Raw genomic sequence first — 21,124 nt, forward strand, 5'->3', positions numbered from 1 at the left:
TATGGCAACTGTTTGTGCAGTTGCCTCTTTTTGGGTGGCTACGTAGCAATCAATGTAAGGAATGACATGATGAGCCCTCCTAATTCACGATTAATAAATCACTTTAAACAGCTACTGCTCGCGACAAGTCTTGTCGGTTTAACCGCTTGTGGTGGCAGTGGAAGCGATAGCGACGAGGATAAAAAGCCGCCAGTTGCAGAAAATAAAAGCCCTACAGTATCAATAAGCAGCGATGAAACACTCACCGAAGGTAGCGAGTTAACGCTTCTAGCAACCGCCACTGATAGTGACGGCACTATTAGTACTTATGCATGGTCGCAGATTTCTGGTCCTGATTTAGCTTTGTCGGGTAGTGACAGTAGCAGCCTAACGATAACGGCACCTGCAATTGAAGATGATGCGGATGTGGTGTTATCTGTGACCGTCACCGATGACGATGGTGCAACAGCTAATGCACAAGTCACTATTCAATTAAAGCGTAAAGTGCTCAGTGTCACAATTACAGGTATTGTAACGGATGAGCCCATTATAAATTCAAATGTGGCGGTACAAATTGGTGATGAGTTATTTGAGATTACTGCTGATGAGCAAGGCCGCTACCGTGTTGATGTTGAAGTAGACGACTCTTTTGCTAATAAACTGGTGAAACTTGTTGCGCTAGGCGATAACGCCATCAACCCAGGTGTAGAGTTTGTTTCTCAACTTAAGTCGATTGCTACTTTAATCTCGCAAGCAGGCGAAGATGGAACACTGAGCAAAGAAGAAAACTTTGGTGTCAATATTACCAATGTAAGTACTGCTGAATTTGCTCTTATTAGTCGTGATAACGACACGGTTGATTCTGAGGATGCATTAGACAAAGCCTTGCTTGCGATTGATGCTGACGAAAAACTGCTGCTATCAGCACTAATTAAAATTATTGTTGATAATCCTGATTACAGCTTACCTGAAGGGGTAGAGTCTACGCTTGATTTAGTCAGTGACAGCGAGGGTATTGATGACTTTATCAACACCGTGAACAGTCAAGATCCAGCCTTAATAGAAACAGTAAAAGAAACCATTAAAGACGATGAAGAGTTGGTTGATAACTCATTTGGCAGTGTTGTGGGTGACTATGTTGTTATGGCGCCCAAGTATTACACGCGTTTTGGCGCGGGTCAGATTAATTTTAACGCTGATGGAACGGGCAGTTATGTTTTTATTAATTTTAATGCTTCATTCTCTTGGACACAGGACAATGATGTCGTCAGTATTACTGTTCCTGAACCAGTCAAAGTATCGTGTTATTTTGATGCAGGTACAGTGACTCAAGAAGAAATGTGCGAGTACTTAACTGATTTGGATATGCGCATTTTACTTGAAAATGACGCTAATAGAACTGTTGAGCTTTATTCAGCGTTTGAAACGAAAAACGAATCAACGACTGAGATAACATCGACAGAAGAGTTGACCGCGAATCGTACGTTAATCGATAAAACACAAACCTTAAATGTTGCCGCAGCCGATTTAGTCGGTTCATGGTATGTCGATAATACATCTGATTTTTACGGCTACAGCAGTGCCGTTAATTTTAATTTAGTTGAAGGTGGTACGGGAACACTTATCAATAATAGCAATGCACCGGTTGCGATTACTTGGTCAGTGTCTGATAACCAGTTGATGATTTCTAGCACCGATGAGTCACTTACGTTTGACTACTCGTTTTGGTTTATAAAATCACTGAATGTCGGTTACCAATTCACAGCATCTTTAATGTCTAAAACGGATGATTCAAGTATTACAAGTACAGGGTTATTTGTAAAAGATAACACGCTGCAGCTTACAAACAGTGATGTGTTGGGTAAATGGACTATTTATCAAGGTGTAAATTCAGCGCAACCTGATCTCCATTACGATGTATATGATGATGGCTTAATGAATTTTAGCCTTAATCAACATTATCGCTCTTGGCAGATTAACAGCGAAGGTGTGTTTGTTCGAAATAACTACTACACCGACACTGGAGGTATATCGGCAACCTGTGATAAACCCGACAATAGCTGCCCTGTCTATACTGAGTTTACACAACAGCTGCTAGCAAAAGATGGCGAGCACTTCTTTACCTATCGTAAATACCGTGCATTTGAAATGGATGGCACCGAAATGCCTGGATATTATGCTTCTCACATTCGAGAGTTTTCTGTTTCAAGCGATTATGGTGTAAGTCGATTTGCGCCGTATTGGTGGGAGCATATGTATGCTGAAGATGATACAAGCTATCGTTACTTCTCAAACTTCTATACTCCAAAAGAGCTTGGGGTAGAAACCATTGAGTTGGCAACTATCACTGACAAAAGTTCAGATGCTTTTGAGTACTCAATAGCAACAACCTATCAAGGCGCGTATATGCAAAACAGCTATGCACTGCAAAGTGGTAAGTTGATGTCTAATGAATGGGTGTTTGAGGTCGTTGAATTTGACCGCGATTTCTTAACTGTGTGTGTTTACAGTCAAGGAAGTAGCTGTACCGAAGATGCTAAGCAGGCATGGTACTTCGATGAGGCTATGGCTCAAGAACAAGTTGTTATAGAACGTCCCGCGACTATTCATCCTCTTGATGGTGCATGGCAACTCGCTGATGAACCTGAAGTGGCGGTGATTTTACGTGATGGTAAGTGGTTACAAATCCAAGCTATGTCAGACCCTGATGATGAGACTGCCTTTGCGGGTTATGAAATAGGTGACTTTACCTGGAACGAGTCAACAGGTGAATTCTCTGTTCAAATTAGCGAAGATACAAATGGTAGTTTTGGTATTGATGATGCTGGAGCAATTACAGCTACCGTATCTGGTGATACGTTAACCCTAGATATTGAAGGTGAAGGTACTGTAACGCTCACACGCATTTACAGTGCAACTAATCCGCTGATAGGGGGATACTATGATGGCTCATTTGACAGTGACTTCTTTATTGCCGTATTTAAAGAAGATGGCACATTCTTAGAGTTAGCACATGATACTGAGTTTAATGAGTTAGGTATTTCAGGTGGTTATTACAGCTACGATACAGAAACTCAAAAGGTGTCAGTAGACTTCTATGAAAAAACCTATGGTAGTCCTATTGAGCAAGCCGACCCTAACTTTATTGTGAAAGCACAAGGTAACTTTATACACTTTAAAGATGGCGACGATTTCGGCATCATGGAGCGTGTCACGCGAGTAATAGAACAAGCGACCTTTACTGAAACAGAGTTAGTTGGCTCACATGTATTTACCTACATGGCAGACGATGGCAGTGGTATGCAAACATCGAATGTTGTTATTTCAAATGATGGTACCGCAACATTTGAATTAGAGGGTGAAGTGAGAGAAGCGACATGGGAGCTACATCTAGGTTCATTAATGATGTACAGCGACCCGACCGTTACTCAAAACTACGGTTATGGTGTACTCATGACCCCCATAATGATGATAGATGGCGGTTTTAGTGTTGAGACTTTAGGCTTCGAAGTGCCAGAAACCTATGATGATAACGATGACCCTGCTCTGCATTCTTTTGTATCAGGCAGTTTAATTAAGCAGTAACCGTGCACAGCCCAGTAACAGCAATGTTACTGGGCTTTTTTTGAGGATTTAATCAATGAAACTATTTTATTTCTCAGTTCTTCTACTCAGCCTAACAGCCTGTAAAACAATGGATGCAGTACAAGAAGATATCAGCGATATTGGTACTAGTTTGTTTTCAAGCGAAGAAATGGATGAAAGTGCACAAGATGCATTTTTAAAAGCACAAGAAGCCTTTTATGAAGCTGATCGTGTTCGCAAGCAACATTCGCAGTTGACTGCCAAAGAGCGGAGTTTATGGCTTGAGCTAGAAGAGGACTATAACGTGTTATTAGCGACACCCAGTAAAGCGACCGAAAAGGAATCGTACTTTTCTGATACCACACTTGCTGATGGGGTTATGATGCAAAGTCTCCAATTTATTGAGCTGGTAGAAAGCGGCGAGTAATTGATTCTTCGCTTAAAAGATTGAAAAGTTTATGTTACAACGTAAGTAACATTACTTTTTAGTTACAAACATGACGGAACTTTACCATTGGTTTGATTTAATCGGCGTTGCCGTGTTTGCTGTTTCTGGGACGTTGTTAGCGTACGATAAAAAAATGGATGGCTTTGGAGTTGTTGTGTTAGCGACCGTTACAGCCATTGGGGGTGGGACCTTACGAGACCTCATTTTAGATATTCCAGTTTTTTGGTTACATGATCAAAGTTACTTTTGGGCTATTCTAGTCTCAGTTTTTATTTCGACACGGCTAATCAATAAACAGCGCTCTATTCCGTTATATGCTTTACAAATAGCGGATGCGTTTGGTTTGGCTTTTTTTGCTGTAATGGGGGCGCAAAAAGCCCTGCTTGCAGGCATGCCAGATACCACGGCTATTATTATGGGGGTGATTACAGGTTGCTTCGGAGGCATGATCCGCGATGTACTTGCTGGCAACATACCTATGTTATTAAAAGGTGAGCTTTATGCGATCACTTGTATCGCAGGTGGCATCGTTTATACAGTGGGAATTTCACTTGGGTTAGTGACAGAAATGGCCATGGTACTGGCCATGTTAATGACCCTCACATTACGACTTGCAGCAATGAAGTGGAATCTCACATTACATGTTTTTAAATATCCCGACTAAACTGTAATAACAAGGATACATTACAGGGACAACGGAACGTGTCATTAGCTCGGATTTTCTCTCGTGCTCAAGTAGGAGTGCAAGCTCCAGAAGTCATTGTCGAAGTGCATTTAGGGAATGGCTTACCTGCTTTTCATATTGTTGGTTTACCTGAAGCCTCTGTAAAAGAGGCTAAAGATAGAGTGCGCAGTGCGCTTGAAAACTCACAATTTGGTTTTCCCGATCAGCGCATCACTGTTAATCTTGCGCCCGCTGACCTACCCAAAGACGGAGGGCGCTTTGACTTAGCCATTGCCGTTGGGATTTTAGTGGCATCAGGGCAAATAGTGTGCCCTGATATTCATCGCTATGAGTTTTATGGTGAGCTGGCCTTAAATGGTGAAGTAAGGGGAGTGAATGCCATTTTACCCTCCGTATTAGGAGCGAAAGAAAAGGGCCGGTGCTGTTTTTTACCAGCGGAAAACGACACCTTAGCCAGTCTTGTTTCTGGTGTGTCACGTAAAGCGATTTATTCTATTCAAGATGTATGGAACGACTTACTGAATCAGCAGCCCTTACCGCTTAATATTGAGTACCCAGAGCAACAAATAGAACGCGATTCAATCTATGATTTAAGTGATGTTAAAGGCCAACCTGGTGCCAAACGTGTGTTAGAAATCGCGGCTGCTGGTGGCCATAACTTGCTTTTTTTAGGCCCGCCAGGCACGGGAAAATCGATGCTAGCACAGCGAATGCCAAGCATTATGCCGACCATGTCGGATGATGAAGCAATTAGCACCGCGGCGCTTTATTCTATTATTGGTCAGTCTGTTGATTTATCTAAGTGGCGAGAGCGTCCCTTTCGAAATCCACATCATACTTGCTCGGCAGTCGCGCTGGTTGGAGGGTCATCGAACCCGAAGCCCGGTGAAATTTCACTGGCACACAACGGCGTGTTATTTTTGGATGAGCTCCCTGAGTTTGAGCGTAAAGTGCTAGACTCGCTTCGTGAGCCAATGGAAACTGGGGTCGTAACAATATCAAGGGCTGCGAGGCAAATGGAGTTTCCTTCTCAATTTCAGCTTATAGCTGCACTTAATCCCAGCCCAACGGGAAGCCATACCGACAAGCGTGCGACACCAGATCAAGTATTGCGTTATTTATCTCGTGTATCGGGTCCGTTTATTGACCGAATAGATTTACAAATTGAATTACCACGACTTACCAGCGCTCAATTGCAAAGTACCGAACCAGAAGAGAGCAGTCAGCAAGTACGTAAACGTGTGGAGCGAGCGCATGCGCTTCAGCATGCACGGCAAGGTAAAGTGAATGCACGATTGAACAATAAAGAAATGAGTCGATATTGTGAGCTTGCAGCTGCAGAGTTGCAGTTTCTAGCGAGAGCCAGTGAAAAACTGGCGCTGTCACCACGTTCTTATCATCGTGTTATTAAAGTTGCCCGGACAATTAGTGACTTAAAAGAGCAACCAACGATCACCTTAAGCGAATTAAAAGAGGCATTAAATTATCGTGCCTTTGAGCGCCTAATAAGCCAATTAACACAATTTTGAATCGATGCTTTATTCAATATTTTACGTGTTTTAGCAAGCGTCACCGTGTTAGGTGGTATGTTTATAAACAATGAGTCATTTAGGCGCTGTGTATACCTAAATAGAAAGCATATAACCTTTACCACGAACTGTTACGATGCGCTTTTGATCTTTTTCGTCACTGAGCTTTTTACGTAAACGGCCAATTAACACATCGACGGTACGGTCACTTGGGCTCCAGTCGGGTTGCCCAATCTCTTCAGATATTTTCTCTCGAGAGGTTGCTTTTCCTGCGTTGGCAATCAAGCAAATAAGCACTTTATGTTCAGCTTCAGTGAGGCGAGACTCTTCGCCACTTGGGGTGATCAAAGTGCGATTGTCAGGGTGCAGCTTAAAGTCGGCATATTCTATAAACTCTTCACTTTCATCGTCGTGTTGTGAGCCTTTTAAACGTTTGTAAAGGGCGCGCATTCTTAGCTCAAGTTCAAGTAGGTCAACCGGTTTACAAATATAATCATCAGCGCCTTGAGCAAGGCCTGCAATACGATCGGCTTGTGAGTCACGACTAGATAAAACAATTACACCAATATTGGTCAGTGCATTGAGCTCTTTGGCAAGTAACAAACCATCGCGCTTGGGTAAGACTATGTCGATCACTGCCAGAGAAATTGCATCTTGTAGAGAGGCACGTGATTGCACGATGCTTAAAGCATCGGCTCCCGTTGAATCTACCTCAATATTAAATTCAGTCTCTTTAAAATGATTGAGAATGCGTTTAACGAGAAGCTCGTCGTCTTCAACCAATAAAACTTGAATAGTCATTCGCTTTAATTTCATACTTGATTTGCTGTTATGTTAGCACTGTATGGTAAAGGCTGAGAAGTGCAATGGAGCGGTTTGTAACTGTTTCTTACAATTTAATGGCTTAGCTTTTATATATTTGTAAAAAGCTGAGTACCTTTGCAGGTACTCAGTGATGTTTTTTTGTTATTTTTCAGGGTAAAGATACTGCCACCATTGAGGCTGATCTTTTAAGTTTTTATCGAAATAAGCCAGCATCGTATTCCACCAATCAAAGCGTTTGTCACGGGCAAATATTTGGTGATCTGCACCTTTATATTCAATCAGATCAACATCTTTACCTAATAACTTTAATGCCGTGTACATATTGTGGCTTTCACCAACCGGTACATTGGTATCTGAGTCACCATGAAGTAGTAATAGCGGCGTTGTTACTTTGTCAGCATGAAACACGGGACTGTGTTGGCTATAAAGTTGCGGGTTATTCCACGGGTAGCTATTTTTAGATGCTTCAGCTGAGTATAAATATCCCCACCAACCTTGGCCCCAATAAGACGTGATATTTGAAATTCCCGCATGTGCAATAGAGGCACTAAACATATCTGTTTTTGTCGCCAGCAGCATGGTCATAAAGCCGCCGTATGAGGCGCCTAAGTTACCAACGCGTTTACTATCGACAAACGGATACTGGTTAAGAAATGCTCGTGTGCCATTAATAATATCGTTTGCGGTGTATTCACCCCATGCATTAACGTGTTTAGCCGAAAACTCTTGGCCAAATCCCGTTGCACCTGTTGGTTGAATAACGTAAACCACATAACCATGTTCCGCCCACAGGTTAAAAGGGTAACGCCCAGTAAAGCCACGCGTCACCGGTGATGTACCGCCATAGTAGTAAACCAGAGCAGGGTATTGTTTACTCTTATCTATATTATGCGGCAAGTACACGCGACCTTTAATTTCTACACCTTCAGGGTTAATGAAATTAAACTCTTCAAGCGCTGCAATATCAGTGTGTTGGTAGCTAATTGGTGTGGAGTCCCACAGCACCTTAGTACGACTTTTACCTACAGTGAGTTGCTTAAGTTGTTGTGGTGTTGATGCTGTGGTGCCTGTAACAAGCAGAGTAGGGTTACGCTCGTCTGAGAAACTAAATTGCTCAACAACATCAAAGCCCGTATTCACGTTGTTAAAACGTTTTTTGCTTAAATCGTATTGATATAATTGCACAGTATCTTGCTCAGTCACTTTTAACAGTGCATCGCCATTTGCAAGCACCGTAAGTTGGCCTATCGCCGGGTCAAACTCTTTGCTTAGTGCTGTCGCCTTTTTGCCATCGCGGCTAAGTAAGTAAAGTTGCCCATCGTAATTATTGGCAAGCATGCCTTCGGGTAAATTACGGCCAAGGCCATCTCTGAAGTCAGGGCCAGCTGTAACATAAATACCGTCGTCGGTGTATTTTGCTTGATTAAAGGTTTTAAATTGGCCAAGTACACTACTCGTTGCAGTGGCAATATTTAGCTCAACAAGTTCAGTCGCGGGTTCTGGCGAACGGTTCATAGCTTGGGCTGAGCGACTCATTAACACAACACCTTGTTGAGCATCGAAGTCTTCAAGTGAATGGCTCAGCGGGCCTTGACTTAAAATTTTACTTAATCCTGTGCTTATATCGAGTAAGTACACTTGTGACGTGGTACGCGCATAAGACCAACGGTCTTGAAGCCCTTGATAGTGCTTGGTGAGTTTTCCATCGTCGCTGGGTGATTTTGACCAACTAAAAATTAAGCTGTCATTATTGTAAAATTGAAACCCATTTGCGCCTGCAAGATGCTTAGCTATGACAGTGAGTTGCAGTGTTTCTAAATTTAAGCGCTTAAGCTCGCCCTCGATTAAATACACCAAGCTTGAACCGTCTGGGCTCCAAGTTATATTGCTAGGCTGCGCTGATTCAAAACGATAAATAGTCTTATTTTTAGCATTTTTTAACTCAGTGACATACAGAGCTTGGTTTGCTGATTTATCGTCGTAATGGCGTGTACTCGCCAAAAAATGTGCGCCATTTGGTGACATAGAAATGTAGCTTATCGTTGGTGCATCAAATAATTGCTTTGCCGATAAACCATGCTGCTCTTTTGCTGAAAAGGTCAGAGCGCTTTCCTCTGATTTAGCTTCAAAATCAATGGCAACATCATGCCAATTAGGCACTTGCTCTGTGATGATCACTATTTGATGGTCGCCTTGACTCAATGCCAATTCATAAGTTTTATCTTTTTCAGTCTGTTTTTCGCCGTTAATAAATAACTGGGCGTTTTCGATCCCCTTTAACGTTAACTTACCTTGACTAAAACGTTCGGCTGACGCTGTGAATTTTAGGGCTTGCAGGCCCCCTAAAGTAAGGGCACTTACTTTATCAAATGCTTGCCAATCTTGTTCATCACCAAAGACACGTACACGGGAGGTATTTTTTTGTAAGTGTGGCAGTAGATTGGCGATGATGGCATCGCGGTGCTCGGTTTGATAGGGCTTAAGTTGCATGTCATCGCTAAGTGGGCCAATAAATTGTATTGCAGACTTATCAATGGCAGCAGCCATTGCTGTGCTTGTTAAAGTGCACAGTGCCACAGCGCTGAGTGCTGTTTTTAAGCGAGCGCGCTTGCTCAGCCAAGTTGTTGTAAACATCATGATTTAGCCTATTAAAGGGTGGTTTAGACCAATATAACACGCAGCAAAAATGTCAAAAAGTGTGCTGCGTTAGAATGCAGAATGGATTGAGCTTCGTGTAAACACTTGTTAAGGTGAGGCACTTCATTAAAGCTGAGGGCGCACAGTGACACTATTACTTGTATACATGCTGGTGGCAATTACCGTTTCTTTTTTATGCTCAGTAATGGAGGCTGTGTTGCTAAGCATTACGCCAAGCTATGTTGCTTTAATACGAAAACAGCAACCTCTTTTAGCTGAGCGTGTTGCTAAGTTGAAAGACAATATAGATCAACCATTGGCGGCTATTTTAACTTTAAATACGATTGCTCATACTGCAGGTGCTGCGGGTGTTGGTGCGCAAGCCGCGGTGGTTTTTTCGGATGCGGCTGTCGGCATTGCTTCAGCAATAATGACACTACTGGTACTCGTGTTATCCGAAATTATTCCAAAAACATTAGGTGCTAATTACTGGCGTGCTTTAACCCCCATCGTAAGCGTAAGCCTGGTGGGTTTAGTCTTTATCTTAAAACCCTTTGTTTGGTTTGCGGATATCTTAACGCGCTTTTTAGGGCGCAATTACGATGAAGCATATTATATACGTCAAGAAATTGAAGCAATGGCAGATATAGGCACTGAATCTGGGGCACTTAGACAAGATGAGTCTGAGATTATTCGCAGTTTATTGCATTTTCGCCATGCCAAACTTGATACATTAATGACGCCGCGCACTGTGCTTTTTAAAGTACACAAAGATATTACAGTGAATCAGTATTTATCGGAATATGGTTCATCGTCATTTTCTAGGGTGTTGGTATACGATAAAAATGGCGATGACATTATTGGTTTTGTACATAAAAACGATATTATGCTTGCTTACCATCGCTTGGGTGAAGACTACAAAATTAGCAAGCTGGTCAAGCCTATTTATACGGTGCCAGAAACCTTGCATGTGCCTACTTTGCTTGAAACCTTATTATCGCAACGTGTTCATATTTGCTTAGTGGTTGATGAATATGGTGATATTCAAGGCATTGTGACATTGGAAGATTTAATTGAGGCCTTAATGGGGCTTGAAATCGTTGACGAACATGACCAATCTGCCAATATGCAAAAAGAGGCAAAGCAGCGCTGGCGGCAGCGTTTAGAGAGCAGTAATACGATTGTTAGCGACGATAAACGTGAGCCTTAGCGGCGATACCCCGCTGCGGTTTTAACCATTTGCCGCCATGAAAATGACCAATTTAAAAAGTCTTCTTTGGCTTTCGGGCGGCAAAGTAAAAAACCCTGCATTAAGATAAATTCTTTATAGCGGTCTAGGTAGTCAAGCTCTTCTACGCGCTCTATCCCCTCAGCCACAATGGCTAAGTCTTCTTGAATCGCAATATTTACTAAGCTACTGACGATAACTTGTGAAAACTGATCAGTTTCAATATTACTGATTAGTGTCCTGTCTATTTTTATCTCTGTAAAAGGCAGGGTTTTGAGTTGTTGCACGTTGGTGAAGCCGGTCCCAAAGTCATCGAGCGAAATACCAAAACCACGCATTCTAAGGCGGTTTAGGGTTTCGAGTTGTGCGGCACTACGAAGTGCATACTGCTCTGTAATTTCTAAAATCACTTCGCTTGGCGATAAATTGTTTAAGTGCAAAATGAGGGCTAGTTTATCTGGGCAGCTTAAGTCTTCAAGCTGTGAAGGCGATAAATTAAAAGCCAGTTTTAAATTTGGTTCAAAGTGCTCTTTAATTTCAGAAAAGTCGCTCGTCGCCTTTTCAAATAATTGAAAAGTAATAAGGTTAATAAGATCTAAATCTTCGGCAATACAGATAAAGCGTTCGGGTAAAACGATATCATCTTCTTTACTGGTGTTAATTCGTGCCAGCACTTCAATACTTTCAACCCGATTGTCATGGCGATTAATTTTTGGTTGATAAAATGGCACGACTTCATTGTGGCTAATAGCATGCAGTAAAAGTGACTCCGAAATCGGGGATTTTGTTCGTTCGACATGAATCGAAAAATGCTCAAGTTTTTGGAGTAGTAAGTAAACTTGATTCAGTTGCACGGGTTTTGAAATATTGCCAATAAGATGCGCGTTGTGTTTACGTGCAAGGTCAGCCGCTAAATCGATGACTTTAGGGTCCATTTCAGAAATGATTGCGATCGCACCATGGTATTTCATTGCGCCTAAATGACGCATAAGCTCCATGCCATCCATATCAGGCATATTTAAATCAGTGAAGACGGCATCAAAATAATGCGGGGCTTTTTTTATTTTCTCTAAGGCTTCGCAAGCACTTAAGCAGGTTGTGACATGAGGAACTTCAAGCTCATTTAAAATGGCCTGCATAACGATAAGAATCGCTTTAGAATCATCGACTACGAGTATATGCCGTGCTGACTTCACCATATTCACTCCATGAACAAGAAATGCTTTAGTTAAAAGTAGTAGAAAAATGCTATTTCGTCATGTTTTTTACTTGTGTATTGATGTAAATAATCACAACAAGGGCCGCAAGAGTTAATTCGTAATTTAGCGCCGCCTCAGTATAATAGCCACACTCCTTATTAGCCGTTAAATAGATTATGATCAGACTTCAGCTGAGCTTAGCAAATGAAACCTTTACATTGCATTTAAAGGGCGCGCAGTTAGTGCAATTATTTCATCAACAACAAGCGATTGCGTTCGAGAACCCAGAACAACAAATGTATGAGTTTGATTTTCAAGGGCAGCGTATCGGGTTAGATACCAGCACCGTGCTCGATAAAAGCTTGGGTGTTTATGTAAATCAACAGTGGGTGAGTCAACTTGCATTACCCGCTATGCAAGAGGCTGAGCCAAAACGTGGCATCATCGGTTTGCTCGCGTTAGGATTTAAACTCTTTAAAAGTGCAAAGGTCGTCAAAGCGGCACTCGCTGGTGCGTCAGTTGCCGGCTATGCATGGCTATTCTCAATCGAGTTTGCGCTAATGCTGATTGCTTGTTTAGTGGTGCATGAATATGGTCATGTTAGAGCCATGAAATACTTTGGTATTAAAACCAAGGGTATTTATCTTATCCCTTTTGTTGGAGGACTGGCTGTATCCGACGATAAAATAACAACGCGCTGGCAAGATGTGGTGATCTCACTCATGGGGCCTGCATTTGGTTTAATTACCTCAGTGCTCGGCGTGGTGCTTTATTACGCCACTGAAATGGAAATATTTGCCGGTGTTGCTGTACTGAGTGCTTTGCTTAATTTATTTAACCTATTACCAATTTTACCGCTAGATGGCGGCCATGTTTTAAAAAGTATTAGCTTTTCAATGCGATCTTGGATTGGTTTAAGCGTGTGTTTATTAGGGGTGTTATTTGGCTTATGGTTAAGTTACACCTTTGGCTTAATGCTGTTGGTGTTTTTCTTATTTGTTGGGGCGCTGGAAATTGTCTTCGAATGGCGCGGCCGTCATTACTCGCATTTAATCCCTCTGGACACCTATGGCCAAGGCTTTTCAGCGGTAATGTATGCACTTGTTGTTGCCGGACATGTGGCTGTTATGATGCACTTTGCCGACTCTGAAAGCGCAATTTTAAGCCTACCAATGAAAATTTTATCGAGTTAATTAATATTTAGCATTAGCTTCTCTTTATTAAGGGCTTTTAAAGTATATTAATTATTTATTTGTTAATTATTTATTTGTTAATTATTTATTTGTTAATTATTTATACAATGTTAAATGCGAATAAATAAGCAGTTTCAATTTTGGGAATATTCTGATTTACAAAAAACAACTTAAAAAGCTAATTTAAATAAGAGATAAAAGCAAAAGGATTTGTTTATGACCTTATTCAGAAAGGAAGCGATTGAGCTGCAAAGTGAGCGTTTGACGGGGGCTATCACTCTCGCACAACCTTTATCAATAAAATTGACTGTGACTATTTTGGCCTGTATTGCTGTCGCAGTCATTACATTCTTATTCACCGCAGAATACTCACGTAAAGAAACCGTGCGCGGTTTTTTAATGCCCAACAAAGGGGTAATCCAGAGCTTTGCTAATCAAGGCGGTATGATTGAGCAGTTATTTGTACAAGAGGGGGATGCTGTTATAAAAAATCAGCCACTGGCGACTATTATTGTGCAGCAAAATAATAGCCAAGGTATTGCATTAAGTACCCAACTTGTTGAGCAGCTAAGTATGCAAATACAACTGCTTAGTGACGAGATAACACAAAATAAAACTTTACAAAAGCAAGAATCACTTAATTTGCAGGCACAAAAGCGTGCACTTACTAATGAGCAAGCGGCATTACAAAGCCAACTTAAACTTACTGATGAAAAACTAGCGTTACTTAACCGTCAGCAAAACAATATCAACCAGCTTAATAAAAATGGTTTTTTATCAAACATTGAGCGTGAGCAACAACAGCAAGCCCTGCTAGATGCTAAACAAGAAAAGCAAAACCTTGCACGTTTGCTGATGCAGCAAGAAAACCAGTTAAGTCAACTAAGCTTTAATATTGCCAATGTACCACAACAATACACGCTGCGTATAAATAGCCTTAAACGCCAGCAGGCTGACATTCAAAACCAACTCACACAAATTAAAAGTAACTATCAATACACTATTACGGCTAGTAACAGCGGTGTTGTGACGGGGATTCAAGTAGTAGAAGGTGAAACACTCACTCAAGCCAAACCACTACTACATATTATTCCCGAAGGTTCAGAATTAGTGGCTGAATTACTTTTGCCTACTCGCTCAGCAGGCTTTATTGAGCTTGGCAATGATACACGGCTACGCTTTGATGCCTTTCCTTATCAACGCTTTGGTTTTATTAATAGCAAAATTAGCCGTATTGATAAGGCGCTCATTACCCCAAATGAAGTGCGTTTACCTATAGCGTTGCAAGAGCCTGTGTACCGCTTGCGCGCCACGCTAAATCAACAGCAAGTACAGGCGTATGGCAAAGCATTTGAGCTAAAAAGCGGCATGCTGTTTGAGGCAGATATTATGTTAGAGCAGCGCACATTAATTGACTGGTTGCTCGAGCCACTGTACAGCCTAAAAGGGCGGGTTAGCTAGTTGCAATGGGATTAGAAAAATACAGAAAAAGCAATTTGAAGATTTTTGGTGGTGTGTTTTATACAGGCAATCAAAAAAGGCGGCCAGCTTTAGTTAACTTTAGCGAGCAGCTAAAGCCAGCCTATTAACCGCTCACCTTTATTGTAAAGGTTGAGCATATTAACAACCCGGCAAATAAATCAAATGTCGGATACATGGAGTATAGCATTATGCGTGAATTAAACGTAAATGAAATTCAACAAGTAAATGGTGGCCTACCAATAGTAGTAGCAATTCCTGCTGCTTATATTGCACGTAAATACGGTGCGAAAGCTATTGCATTTGGGGCGGCTGCAATAATTGCATGGTTTGCAGAATAGGAATTGTTTTTATGAAAGAGCTTACCAAAAAAGAAATAAAAACAGTGACAGGAGGCCTTTGGCCTGCTTTTGTTGCTGGCTACTTCGTTGGGTCTATAGCGAAAAAGTTGTATAACAAGTACGCGTAGCGTAATCATAAAAGTATAGGTGGGTAGCACCTATACTTTTTAAATTTTGGAGTGCAGGCTATGTTCTTTTTAGAGTTGCTTTATTATTTCTTAGTAGCATTCATTGCTATTTTTTCATGGGAAAGAATTAGGTTAGGGGTGAGCATCCCTATTATTGTGCATTTAAAAAGTATTTTTTTACAGTTGTTTTGTACGTTATTAGTTGCTGTGGTTATAGTCTTTATGGCTATTTTGCTTAATATTTCTTATGTGGTTACAGGAATTCTAACCACTTTAGTTACTTTGTTTTTCTGGTTGCACGTTGAGCATTTTTTCCCGAGAGAGAGTAAATAACACTAAATATTCCCATTTGAGATTGTTTAGCTAGCTACTGTTAGATTGTTGAGGTGTTATGAGTCAGTTGGGGTTACATTTTAGTATTGCGAAATCGGTTCCTTTAATTCTTCAATCCGAAATAGCGGAATGCGGTCTCGCGTCTATAGCTATGGTGGCATGTTACCACGGCTATCAGTTGGATATGCCTGCTATGCGTAAGCGCTTTTCAGCTAATTTAAAGGGCATGAATTTACAGCAGTTGATTGAGCTGGGTGATGGCTTGGGGCTCGCCAGCCGTGCGCTGCAATGCCCGCTTGAGGAAGTCCATAAACTACAAACGCCTTGCATTTTACATTGGGATATGAATCACTTTGTAGTACTCACAAAAGTCTCAGGTAAAGGGGCTGCGGCTAAGTTTGCTATTAATGACCCAGCGCTTGGTAAGCGCAACTTAAATACTGAAGAATTTAGCAAACACTTTACTGGGATTTGTTTAGAGCTAACGCCAACTAGCAAATTTGAGACAAAGCAAGAACAAGCGCAGATGAAGTTAAGCCAGCTTTGGAGTTCTATGAAGGGCTTAAAAGCGGGATTGATAAAGCTGGTTGCGTTATCATTAGTATTACAGCTATTTGCTTTGATGACTCCTTATTATATGCAGTGGGTGGTGGATGAGGTGTTAATCAGTTTTGACGAATCGTTATTAACGGTACTTGCAATGGGGTTTGCGCTGATTGCGATTATTTCGGTGGTGACTAATGCGGTGCGAAGTTGGTTGATTTTACGGCTTTCAAGCCTTTTAAATATGCAAATGGGGGTGAACTTACTCCGGCACTTATTACGCTTACCGATGAATTATTTTGAGTCACGTCATATCGGCGATATTGTCTCGCGCTTTGGCTCATTGGCACAAATACGTGAACGTATTACCACGGGGTTTGTAGAAACACTGGTTGATGGGGTAATGGCCATTACGGTATTAATTATGATGCTTATTTATTCGTTAAAACTCACTGCGGTAGTGATGGGGGCGATTGTGCTTTACACCCTAGTGCGCTTAACGCTGTATCGGCCGCTGCACCAAGCTACTGAAGAAATGATTCAAAACTCTGCCAAAGAGCAATCGAATTTTTTAGAAAACATCCGTGGTATGCAAACCATAAAGCTGTTTGGTAATGAATCGCAGCGTCAAGGACTTTGGCAAAACCGTTATGCCGAGGTAATAAACAGTGAAATCCGTTTAGGGCGGTTAAATATCAGTTTTGATTCATTCAATAAACTGTTATTTGGCCTTGAGAATGTATTGGTAATTTACTTTGCTGCTTTATTGGTGATGAGTAATAGTTTATCGGTTGGTATGGTATTGGCGTTTATTGCCTATAAAAACCAACTTACTAGTCGCTTTGCTAATTTAATTGAGCAAATAATCCAATTTAAAATGATGCGTTTACACCTTGACCGTATTGCTGATATTGCCCTTACTAAGCAAGAGGCTAATCGTGATGGTGAAATGGCCTATACAGGTGATGACGAAGGTAAAGTGAAAGGTCAGCTTACCCTTGAGAATATTTGCTTTAGTTACAGTGAAGCGCAAACGCCTATTTTAACTAACGTGAATTTAACGCTGAATGCCGGTGATTCTATTGCGATTACTGGCCCGTCTGGCGCGGGTAAAACCACGCTAATGAAAATTATGCTGGGGTTATTACAACCCACCTCAGGTAAAGTGCTGCTAGGTGGTAAAGATATTACCCAGCTTGGTCTTAAAAACTATCGCAAGCAAATTGCCGCGGTGATGCAAGACGACACGCTATTAGCAGGCTCTATTGCTGATAACATCAGCTTTTTTGACCCGCAACCCAATTACCTAAAAGTAGAGCAGTGCGCCCGACATGCGGCGATCCATGATGATATTACTCGCATGACCATGGGTTATAACTCATTGGTGGGAGATATGGGCTCAAACTTATCGGGCGGGCAAGTACAGCGTTTGTTGCTCGCACGCGCATTGTATCAATCTCCTTGCGTGTTATTTATGGACGAAGCAACCAGTCATTTAGATAAAGATAACGAGTCTAAAATAAGCGAGCAAATTCAGCACTTACCCATCACACGCATTATGATTGCCCACCGCCAAGAAACTATTAATATGGCGGATAAAGTGTTTGAACTGCAAGGTGGGGAGTTGGTGAATAGGCAACAGCAAACTGAAAGTGCGTAATATCGATCAGTAAAGTAATGAAAGGTTTTGGTAATTTGATAAATTCAAATAACCGAAAACACGGCCAGCTTTAGTTGACTTTAGCGAGCTGCTAAAGCCAGCCTATTAACCGCTCACCCTTGTTTAAAGGGAAGCGCATTATAACCCGATTACTTAATTATTAAAGAGCATCGGATAAATGGAGTATATACTATGCGTGAATTAAACGTAAATGAAATTCAAGAAGTGAATGGTGCAGAGGCATCCAAGTTAGTTATTATTGAAAGCAGATTAAAAAAAGAAGATTTACCTGGATTTGGCATGCCGCCGCATCTACCAACTCTTCCGAAAGCGGCTTATTAATATCACTTTAAGGAGCTAACAGAGTAATTAAAATTTTTGACAGTTCCGGTGACTTGCTAAATGCAAAAAACCGAAAAAGACGGCCAGCTTTAGTTAACTTTAGCGAGCAGCTAAAGCCAGCCTATTAACCGCTCACCTTAATTGTATAGATGAGCATCTTAACAACCCGAGACGAAAGTGTCGGATACATGGAGTATAACATTATGCGTGAATTAAACGTAAATGAAATTAAAGAAGTGAATGGTGGCATTAGAGGCTTTTTAATAGGTTACGTTGCGTCAAAACTTATTGATTATGCAATAAGTTCATACGTGAACCATATGAATCAAGCTGTGTCTAACGGCTGGGGTAGCAATCCTGGTATGCCGTCTGGTAACAGTGCGGGTTTTGGCACTTTGTAAGTCTGTAATGTTATTTTAGGAGAGTACGCTCTCCTATTAACGGTTTAAAGTTGTGTTTATGAGCCATTTTATAATAAGTTTCTTAATTACTTACATCATCACTAGAGTTGCTTTTTTTATTTTTGATTTTTCTATTTCAAAAAGTAGCAGCTTTATTGATTTTTTAATAGACGTATCTGTTTTTGTTTTAGTGTATTTTGTCGTTTCTAATATAGTTGGTCTTGTGCTTAAGGGAGATAAAATAGGAAAATGACAGCAGCTCAGGCTTTAAATGAGTGAGGTATGGGGTATTACTCTTACGGAGTTTTTGTTGCAGTTTGTAAGAGAAGGTTTACCTTGGAGCTTCAAAAAGAATAGCTCTCTCTGAATCGATTGATTTCTTCGGAATTAAATTTATGGTGAGTTAATGAGTAGTTCTGAGTTAAAATTTTCTGTAGTAGACCAGCCTCTCTCATTTTCTAAGCCGAAATAGCAGAATGCGGTCTAGCCTCTATAGCGATGATTGCATATTATCACGGTCATAAGCTGGATATGCCAGCCATGTGCAAGCGTTTTTCGGCTAATTTAAAGGAGATGAACTTACGGCTGCTTATTGAGCTGGTTGATTTTACGGCTTTCAAGCCTATTAAACATGCAAATGGGTGTAAACCTACTCCGGCATTTATTGCGCTTACCTATGAGCTATTTTGAGTCACGCCATGTTGGGATATTGTTTCGCGTTTTGGCTCTTTGGCGCAAATACGAGAGCGCATAACTACAGGGTTTGTGGAGACTATGGTCGATGGTGTGATGACCATTACAGTCCTCATTATGATGCTTATTTATTCGCTGAAACTCAATGCGGTAGTTGTGGGGGCAATTATACTTTATACCTTAGTGCGATTAGCATTATACAGGCCACTGCATCAAGCCACCGAAGAAATGATTCAATCATCTGCCAAAGAGTAATCGAACTTTTTAGAAAATATTCGCGGTATGCAAACCATCAAACTGTTTGGTAATGAATCGCAACGCCAGGGCATTTGGCAAAACCGCTATGCTGAGGTAATAAATAGTGAAATCCGTTTAGGACGATTAAACATAAGTTTTGATTCATTTAATAAACTGTTATTTGGCCTTGAAAATGTATTGGTGATTTACTTTGCTGCACTACTGGTTATTAGCAATAGCTTATTTGTGGGTATGGTACTAGCGTTTATTGCTTATAAAAACCAGTTAACCAGCCGCTTTGCTAATTTAATTGAGCAAGTCATTCAATTTAAAATGATGTGATTACATCTTGACCGTATTGCTGATATTGCCCTTACTAAGCAAGAGGCTAATCGTGATGGTGAAATGGCCTATACAGGTGATGACGAAAACAAAGTAAAGGGCCAGCTTATCCTTGAAAATATTTGCTTTAGTTACAGTGAAGCGCAAACGCCTATTTTAACTAACGTGAATTTAACGCTGAATGCCGGTGATTCTATTGCGATTACTGGCCCGTCTGGCGCGGGTAAAACCACGCTAATGAAAATTATGCTGGGGTTATTACAACCCACCTCAGGTAAAGTGCTGCTAGATGGTAAAGATATTACCCAGCTTGGTCTTAAAAACTATCGCAAGCAAATTGCCGCGGTGATGCAAGACGACACGCTATTAGCAGGCTCTATTGCTGATAACATCAGCTTTTTTGACCCGCAACCTAATTACTTAAAAATTGAACAGTGCGCTCGCCATGCAGCAATTCATGGTGATATTACTAAAATGACTATGGGTTATAACTCATTAGTGGGCGATATGGGCTCTAATTTATCCGGCGGACAACTTCAACGGTTATTACTTGCCAGAGCACTGTATCAATCTCCCTGCGTACTATTTTTGGATGAAGCCACCAGCCATTTAGATAAGCAAAATGAAGCTAAAATCAGCGAACAAATTAAGCATTTAGAGATGACGCGAATAATGATTGCCCACCGGAAAGAAACGATCAAGATGGTAGACACAGTGTATGAGTTACAAGGTGGAAGCTTGGTCAATACTGAAATTGCAAGTGGTACTGGGTGATAGTAAGAATTTGGTTGCTTGAAAAAGCAGACAACCGAAAAGCGGCTAAGCACGTCAACTTTAGACGGAAAACGTACTTAGCCTTATTAACCGCTCACTTTATTTAAAGCGAGCATATCAACAAACCGACAATAAATAATGTCGAGTTATGGAGTATATATTATGCGTGAATTAAACGTAAAAGAAATTAAAGAAGTAGATGGTGGCTGTGCAGAGCATTGCTGGGGAGATTTTTCATCAGAAGATCTTTCTTCAGCAATGTCAGCAGGTGGTCTGTTAGGCGCTAGGGGGGCACTTGTTGCAGGTGCCGTATATTTAGCTGCAGTTGCTTGGTTCGATCTGTCATAGTGAGATATAAAGTATTTTTAATACAAATTATTGTAACTTTTTTTATATGGTTTTCTCTTAACGGGCTATATGAAAATTTTATCAACTTTGCAGATGAATTATATAAATTTGTTTATTATATGCTCATAGTCTTAATTGTTATTTACTTTAATGTAAAGCTGAGAGTTCATTTTTTGAAAGGTAAACAATAATAAT

20 protein-coding genes and 1 pseudogene are annotated in these 21,124 nt (G+C 41.0%); 18 read left to right on the plus strand and 3 right to left on the minus strand.

Going from position 1 to position 21,124, the window contains the following annotated elements:
* The first annotated feature begins 66 nt into the window (after positions 1-66).
* From D0907_RS00990 to D0907_RS01005, 4 genes are all read left to right on the plus strand, one after another.
* Positions 67-3,564, plus strand: a complete 3,498-nt coding sequence (locus tag D0907_RS00990) for a PKD domain-containing protein (RefSeq protein ID WP_162898015.1) — start codon at positions 67-69, stop codon at positions 3,562-3,564.
* Between the two features lie 55 nt (positions 3,565-3,619).
* Positions 3,620-3,991: a hypothetical protein gene (locus D0907_RS00995; protein ID WP_075594189.1), complete on the plus strand. Its 372-nt coding sequence runs from the start codon at positions 3,620-3,622 to the stop codon at positions 3,989-3,991.
* Between the two features lie 70 nt (positions 3,992-4,061).
* Positions 4,062-4,676: a trimeric intracellular cation channel family protein gene (locus tag D0907_RS01000; protein ID WP_036974258.1), complete on the plus strand. Its 615-nt coding sequence runs from the start codon at positions 4,062-4,064 to the stop codon at positions 4,674-4,676.
* A 38-nt stretch (positions 4,677-4,714) separates the two neighbouring features.
* Positions 4,715-6,226, plus strand: a complete 1,512-nt coding sequence (locus D0907_RS01005) for a YifB family Mg chelatase-like AAA ATPase (protein WP_074989643.1) — start codon at positions 4,715-4,717, stop codon at positions 6,224-6,226.
* A 96-nt stretch (positions 6,227-6,322) separates the two neighbouring features.
* Here the strand turns inward: D0907_RS01005 and D0907_RS01010 are convergent, their stop codons facing one another.
* Positions 6,323-7,027, minus strand: coding sequence for a response regulator transcription factor (locus D0907_RS01010; protein ID WP_036974296.1), 705 nt, complete (start codon positions 7,025-7,027; stop codon positions 6,323-6,325).
* 165 nt (positions 7,028-7,192) lie between these two features.
* Positions 7,193-9,688, minus strand: coding sequence for an alpha/beta hydrolase family protein (locus tag D0907_RS01015; RefSeq protein WP_118843898.1), 2,496 nt, complete (start codon positions 9,686-9,688; stop codon positions 7,193-7,195).
* Positions 9,689-9,833: 145 nt separating this feature from the next.
* Between D0907_RS01015 and D0907_RS01020 the strand changes: the two genes are divergently transcribed.
* The gene (locus D0907_RS01020) at positions 9,834-10,898 is read left to right on the plus strand and encodes a hemolysin family protein (protein WP_036974240.1); all 1,065 of its coding nucleotides are present in this window, start codon (positions 9,834-9,836) and stop codon (positions 10,896-10,898) included.
* On the opposite strand, the gene D0907_RS01025 is transcribed toward D0907_RS01020, so the two are convergent.
* Positions 10,895-12,115, minus strand: coding sequence for an EAL domain-containing response regulator (locus tag D0907_RS01025; protein WP_036974238.1), 1,221 nt, complete (start codon positions 12,113-12,115; stop codon positions 10,895-10,897). The genes D0907_RS01020 and D0907_RS01025 overlap by 4 nt on opposite strands.
* 176 nt (positions 12,116-12,291) lie before the next feature.
* On the opposite strand from D0907_RS01025, the gene D0907_RS01030 reads away from it, so the two are divergent.
* The 13 genes and pseudogenes from D0907_RS01030 (at position 12,292) to D0907_RS01075 (ending at position 20,929) form a co-directional block, all read left to right on the plus strand.
* A complete protein-coding gene (locus tag D0907_RS01030; RefSeq protein WP_036974236.1) occupies positions 12,292-13,308 on the plus strand; it encodes a metalloprotease in 1,017 nt (338 codons plus the stop codon).
* Positions 13,309-13,524: 216 nt separating this feature from the next.
* Positions 13,525-14,769 (plus strand): beta-barrel domain-containing protein, encoded by a 1,245-nt coding sequence (locus D0907_RS01035; RefSeq protein ID WP_118843899.1) that lies wholly within the window; start codon positions 13,525-13,527, stop codon positions 14,767-14,769.
* A gap of 209 nt (positions 14,770-14,978) precedes the next feature.
* Positions 14,979-15,128, plus strand: a complete 150-nt coding sequence (locus D0907_RS20985; RefSeq protein WP_162898016.1) for a hypothetical protein — start codon at positions 14,979-14,981, stop codon at positions 15,126-15,128.
* A gap of 11 nt (positions 15,129-15,139) precedes the next feature.
* Entirely contained in the window at positions 15,140-15,256 is a 117-nt protein-coding gene (locus D0907_RS21255) for a class IIb bacteriocin, lactobin A/cerein 7B family (protein ID WP_162898017.1), read from the plus strand.
* A 60-nt stretch (positions 15,257-15,316) separates the two neighbouring features.
* Positions 15,317-15,589: a hypothetical protein gene (locus D0907_RS01045; protein ID WP_118843901.1), complete on the plus strand. Its 273-nt coding sequence runs from the start codon at positions 15,317-15,319 to the stop codon at positions 15,587-15,589.
* A 58-nt stretch (positions 15,590-15,647) separates the two neighbouring features.
* Positions 15,648-17,792, plus strand: coding sequence for a peptidase domain-containing ABC transporter (locus D0907_RS01050; RefSeq protein WP_118843902.1), 2,145 nt, complete (start codon positions 15,648-15,650; stop codon positions 17,790-17,792).
* 192 nt (positions 17,793-17,984) lie between these two features.
* Positions 17,985-18,134, plus strand: a complete 150-nt coding sequence (locus tag D0907_RS20990; protein ID WP_162898018.1) for a hypothetical protein — start codon at positions 17,985-17,987, stop codon at positions 18,132-18,134.
* A gap of 203 nt (positions 18,135-18,337) precedes the next feature.
* The gene (locus D0907_RS01055) at positions 18,338-18,535 is read left to right on the plus strand and encodes a hypothetical protein (protein WP_162898019.1); all 198 of its coding nucleotides are present in this window, start codon (positions 18,338-18,340) and stop codon (positions 18,533-18,535) included.
* A 58-nt stretch (positions 18,536-18,593) separates the two neighbouring features.
* A complete protein-coding gene (locus tag D0907_RS01060) occupies positions 18,594-18,788 on the plus strand; it encodes a hypothetical protein (RefSeq protein WP_118843904.1) in 195 nt (64 codons plus the stop codon).
* A 278-nt stretch (positions 18,789-19,066) separates the two neighbouring features.
* Positions 19,067-19,225, plus strand: coding sequence for a hypothetical protein (locus D0907_RS21260; protein WP_425274509.1), 159 nt, complete (start codon positions 19,067-19,069; stop codon positions 19,223-19,225).
* Positions 19,226-19,300: 75 nt separating this feature from the next.
* A pseudogene (locus tag D0907_RS21225) lies at positions 19,301-19,807 on the plus strand (ABC transporter transmembrane domain-containing protein).
* A 63-nt stretch (positions 19,808-19,870) separates the two neighbouring features.
* The gene (locus D0907_RS21230; protein ID WP_341868777.1) at positions 19,871-20,581 is read left to right on the plus strand and encodes an ATP-binding cassette domain-containing protein; all 711 of its coding nucleotides are present in this window, start codon (positions 19,871-19,873) and stop codon (positions 20,579-20,581) included.
* A 162-nt stretch (positions 20,582-20,743) separates the two neighbouring features.
* The gene (locus D0907_RS01075; RefSeq protein ID WP_118843906.1) at positions 20,744-20,929 is read left to right on the plus strand and encodes a hypothetical protein; all 186 of its coding nucleotides are present in this window, start codon (positions 20,744-20,746) and stop codon (positions 20,927-20,929) included.
* Positions 20,930-21,124 lie beyond the last annotated feature (195 nt).

It is taken from the genome of Pseudoalteromonas lipolytica, from assembly GCF_003515105.1.
GTDB lineage: Bacteria > Pseudomonadota > Gammaproteobacteria > Enterobacterales > Alteromonadaceae > Pseudoalteromonas > Pseudoalteromonas lipolytica.

What these genes read in the sequence shown, in the direction of transcription:
- D0907_RS00990 (WP_162898015.1), top strand. Translation starts at nt 67, where the DNA reads ATGATGAGCCCTCCTAATTCACGATTAATAAATCACTTTAAACAGCTA.
- D0907_RS00995 (WP_075594189.1), top strand. Translation starts at nt 3,620, where the DNA reads ATGAAACTATTTTATTTCTCAGTTCTTCTACTCAGCCTAACAGCCTGT.
- D0907_RS01000 (WP_036974258.1), top strand. Translation starts at nt 4,062, where the DNA reads ATGACGGAACTTTACCATTGGTTTGATTTAATCGGCGTTGCCGTGTTT.
- D0907_RS01010 (WP_036974296.1), bottom strand. Translation starts at nt 7,027, where the DNA reads ATGACTATTCAAGTTTTATTGGTTGAAGACGACGAGCTTCTCGTTAAA.
- D0907_RS01015 (WP_118843898.1), bottom strand. Translation starts at nt 9,688, where the DNA reads ATGATGTTTACAACAACTTGGCTGAGCAAGCGCGCTCGCTTAAAAACA.
- D0907_RS01025 (WP_036974238.1), bottom strand. Translation starts at nt 12,115, where the DNA reads ATGGTGAAGTCAGCACGGCATATACTCGTAGTCGATGATTCTAAAGCG.
- D0907_RS01030 (WP_036974236.1), top strand. Translation starts at nt 12,292, where the DNA reads ATGATCAGACTTCAGCTGAGCTTAGCAAATGAAACCTTTACATTGCAT.
- D0907_RS01035 (WP_118843899.1), top strand. Translation starts at nt 13,525, where the DNA reads ATGACCTTATTCAGAAAGGAAGCGATTGAGCTGCAAAGTGAGCGTTTG.
- D0907_RS20985 (WP_162898016.1), top strand. Translation starts at nt 14,979, where the DNA reads ATGCGTGAATTAAACGTAAATGAAATTCAACAAGTAAATGGTGGCCTA.
- D0907_RS21255 (WP_162898017.1), top strand. Translation starts at nt 15,140, where the DNA reads ATGAAAGAGCTTACCAAAAAAGAAATAAAAACAGTGACAGGAGGCCTT.
- D0907_RS01045 (WP_118843901.1), top strand. Translation starts at nt 15,317, where the DNA reads ATGTTCTTTTTAGAGTTGCTTTATTATTTCTTAGTAGCATTCATTGCT.
- D0907_RS01050 (WP_118843902.1), top strand. Translation starts at nt 15,648, where the DNA reads ATGAGTCAGTTGGGGTTACATTTTAGTATTGCGAAATCGGTTCCTTTA.
- D0907_RS20990 (WP_162898018.1), top strand. Translation starts at nt 17,985, where the DNA reads ATGCGTGAATTAAACGTAAATGAAATTCAAGAAGTGAATGGTGCAGAG.
- D0907_RS01055 (WP_162898019.1), top strand. Translation starts at nt 18,338, where the DNA reads ATGCGTGAATTAAACGTAAATGAAATTAAAGAAGTGAATGGTGGCATT.
- D0907_RS01060 (WP_118843904.1), top strand. Translation starts at nt 18,594, where the DNA reads ATGAGCCATTTTATAATAAGTTTCTTAATTACTTACATCATCACTAGA.
- D0907_RS21260 (WP_425274509.1), top strand. Translation starts at nt 19,067, where the DNA reads ATGCCAGCCATGTGCAAGCGTTTTTCGGCTAATTTAAAGGAGATGAAC.
- D0907_RS21230 (WP_341868777.1), top strand. Translation starts at nt 19,871, where the DNA reads ATGGCCTATACAGGTGATGACGAAAACAAAGTAAAGGGCCAGCTTATC.
- D0907_RS01075 (WP_118843906.1), top strand. Translation starts at nt 20,744, where the DNA reads ATGCGTGAATTAAACGTAAAAGAAATTAAAGAAGTAGATGGTGGCTGT.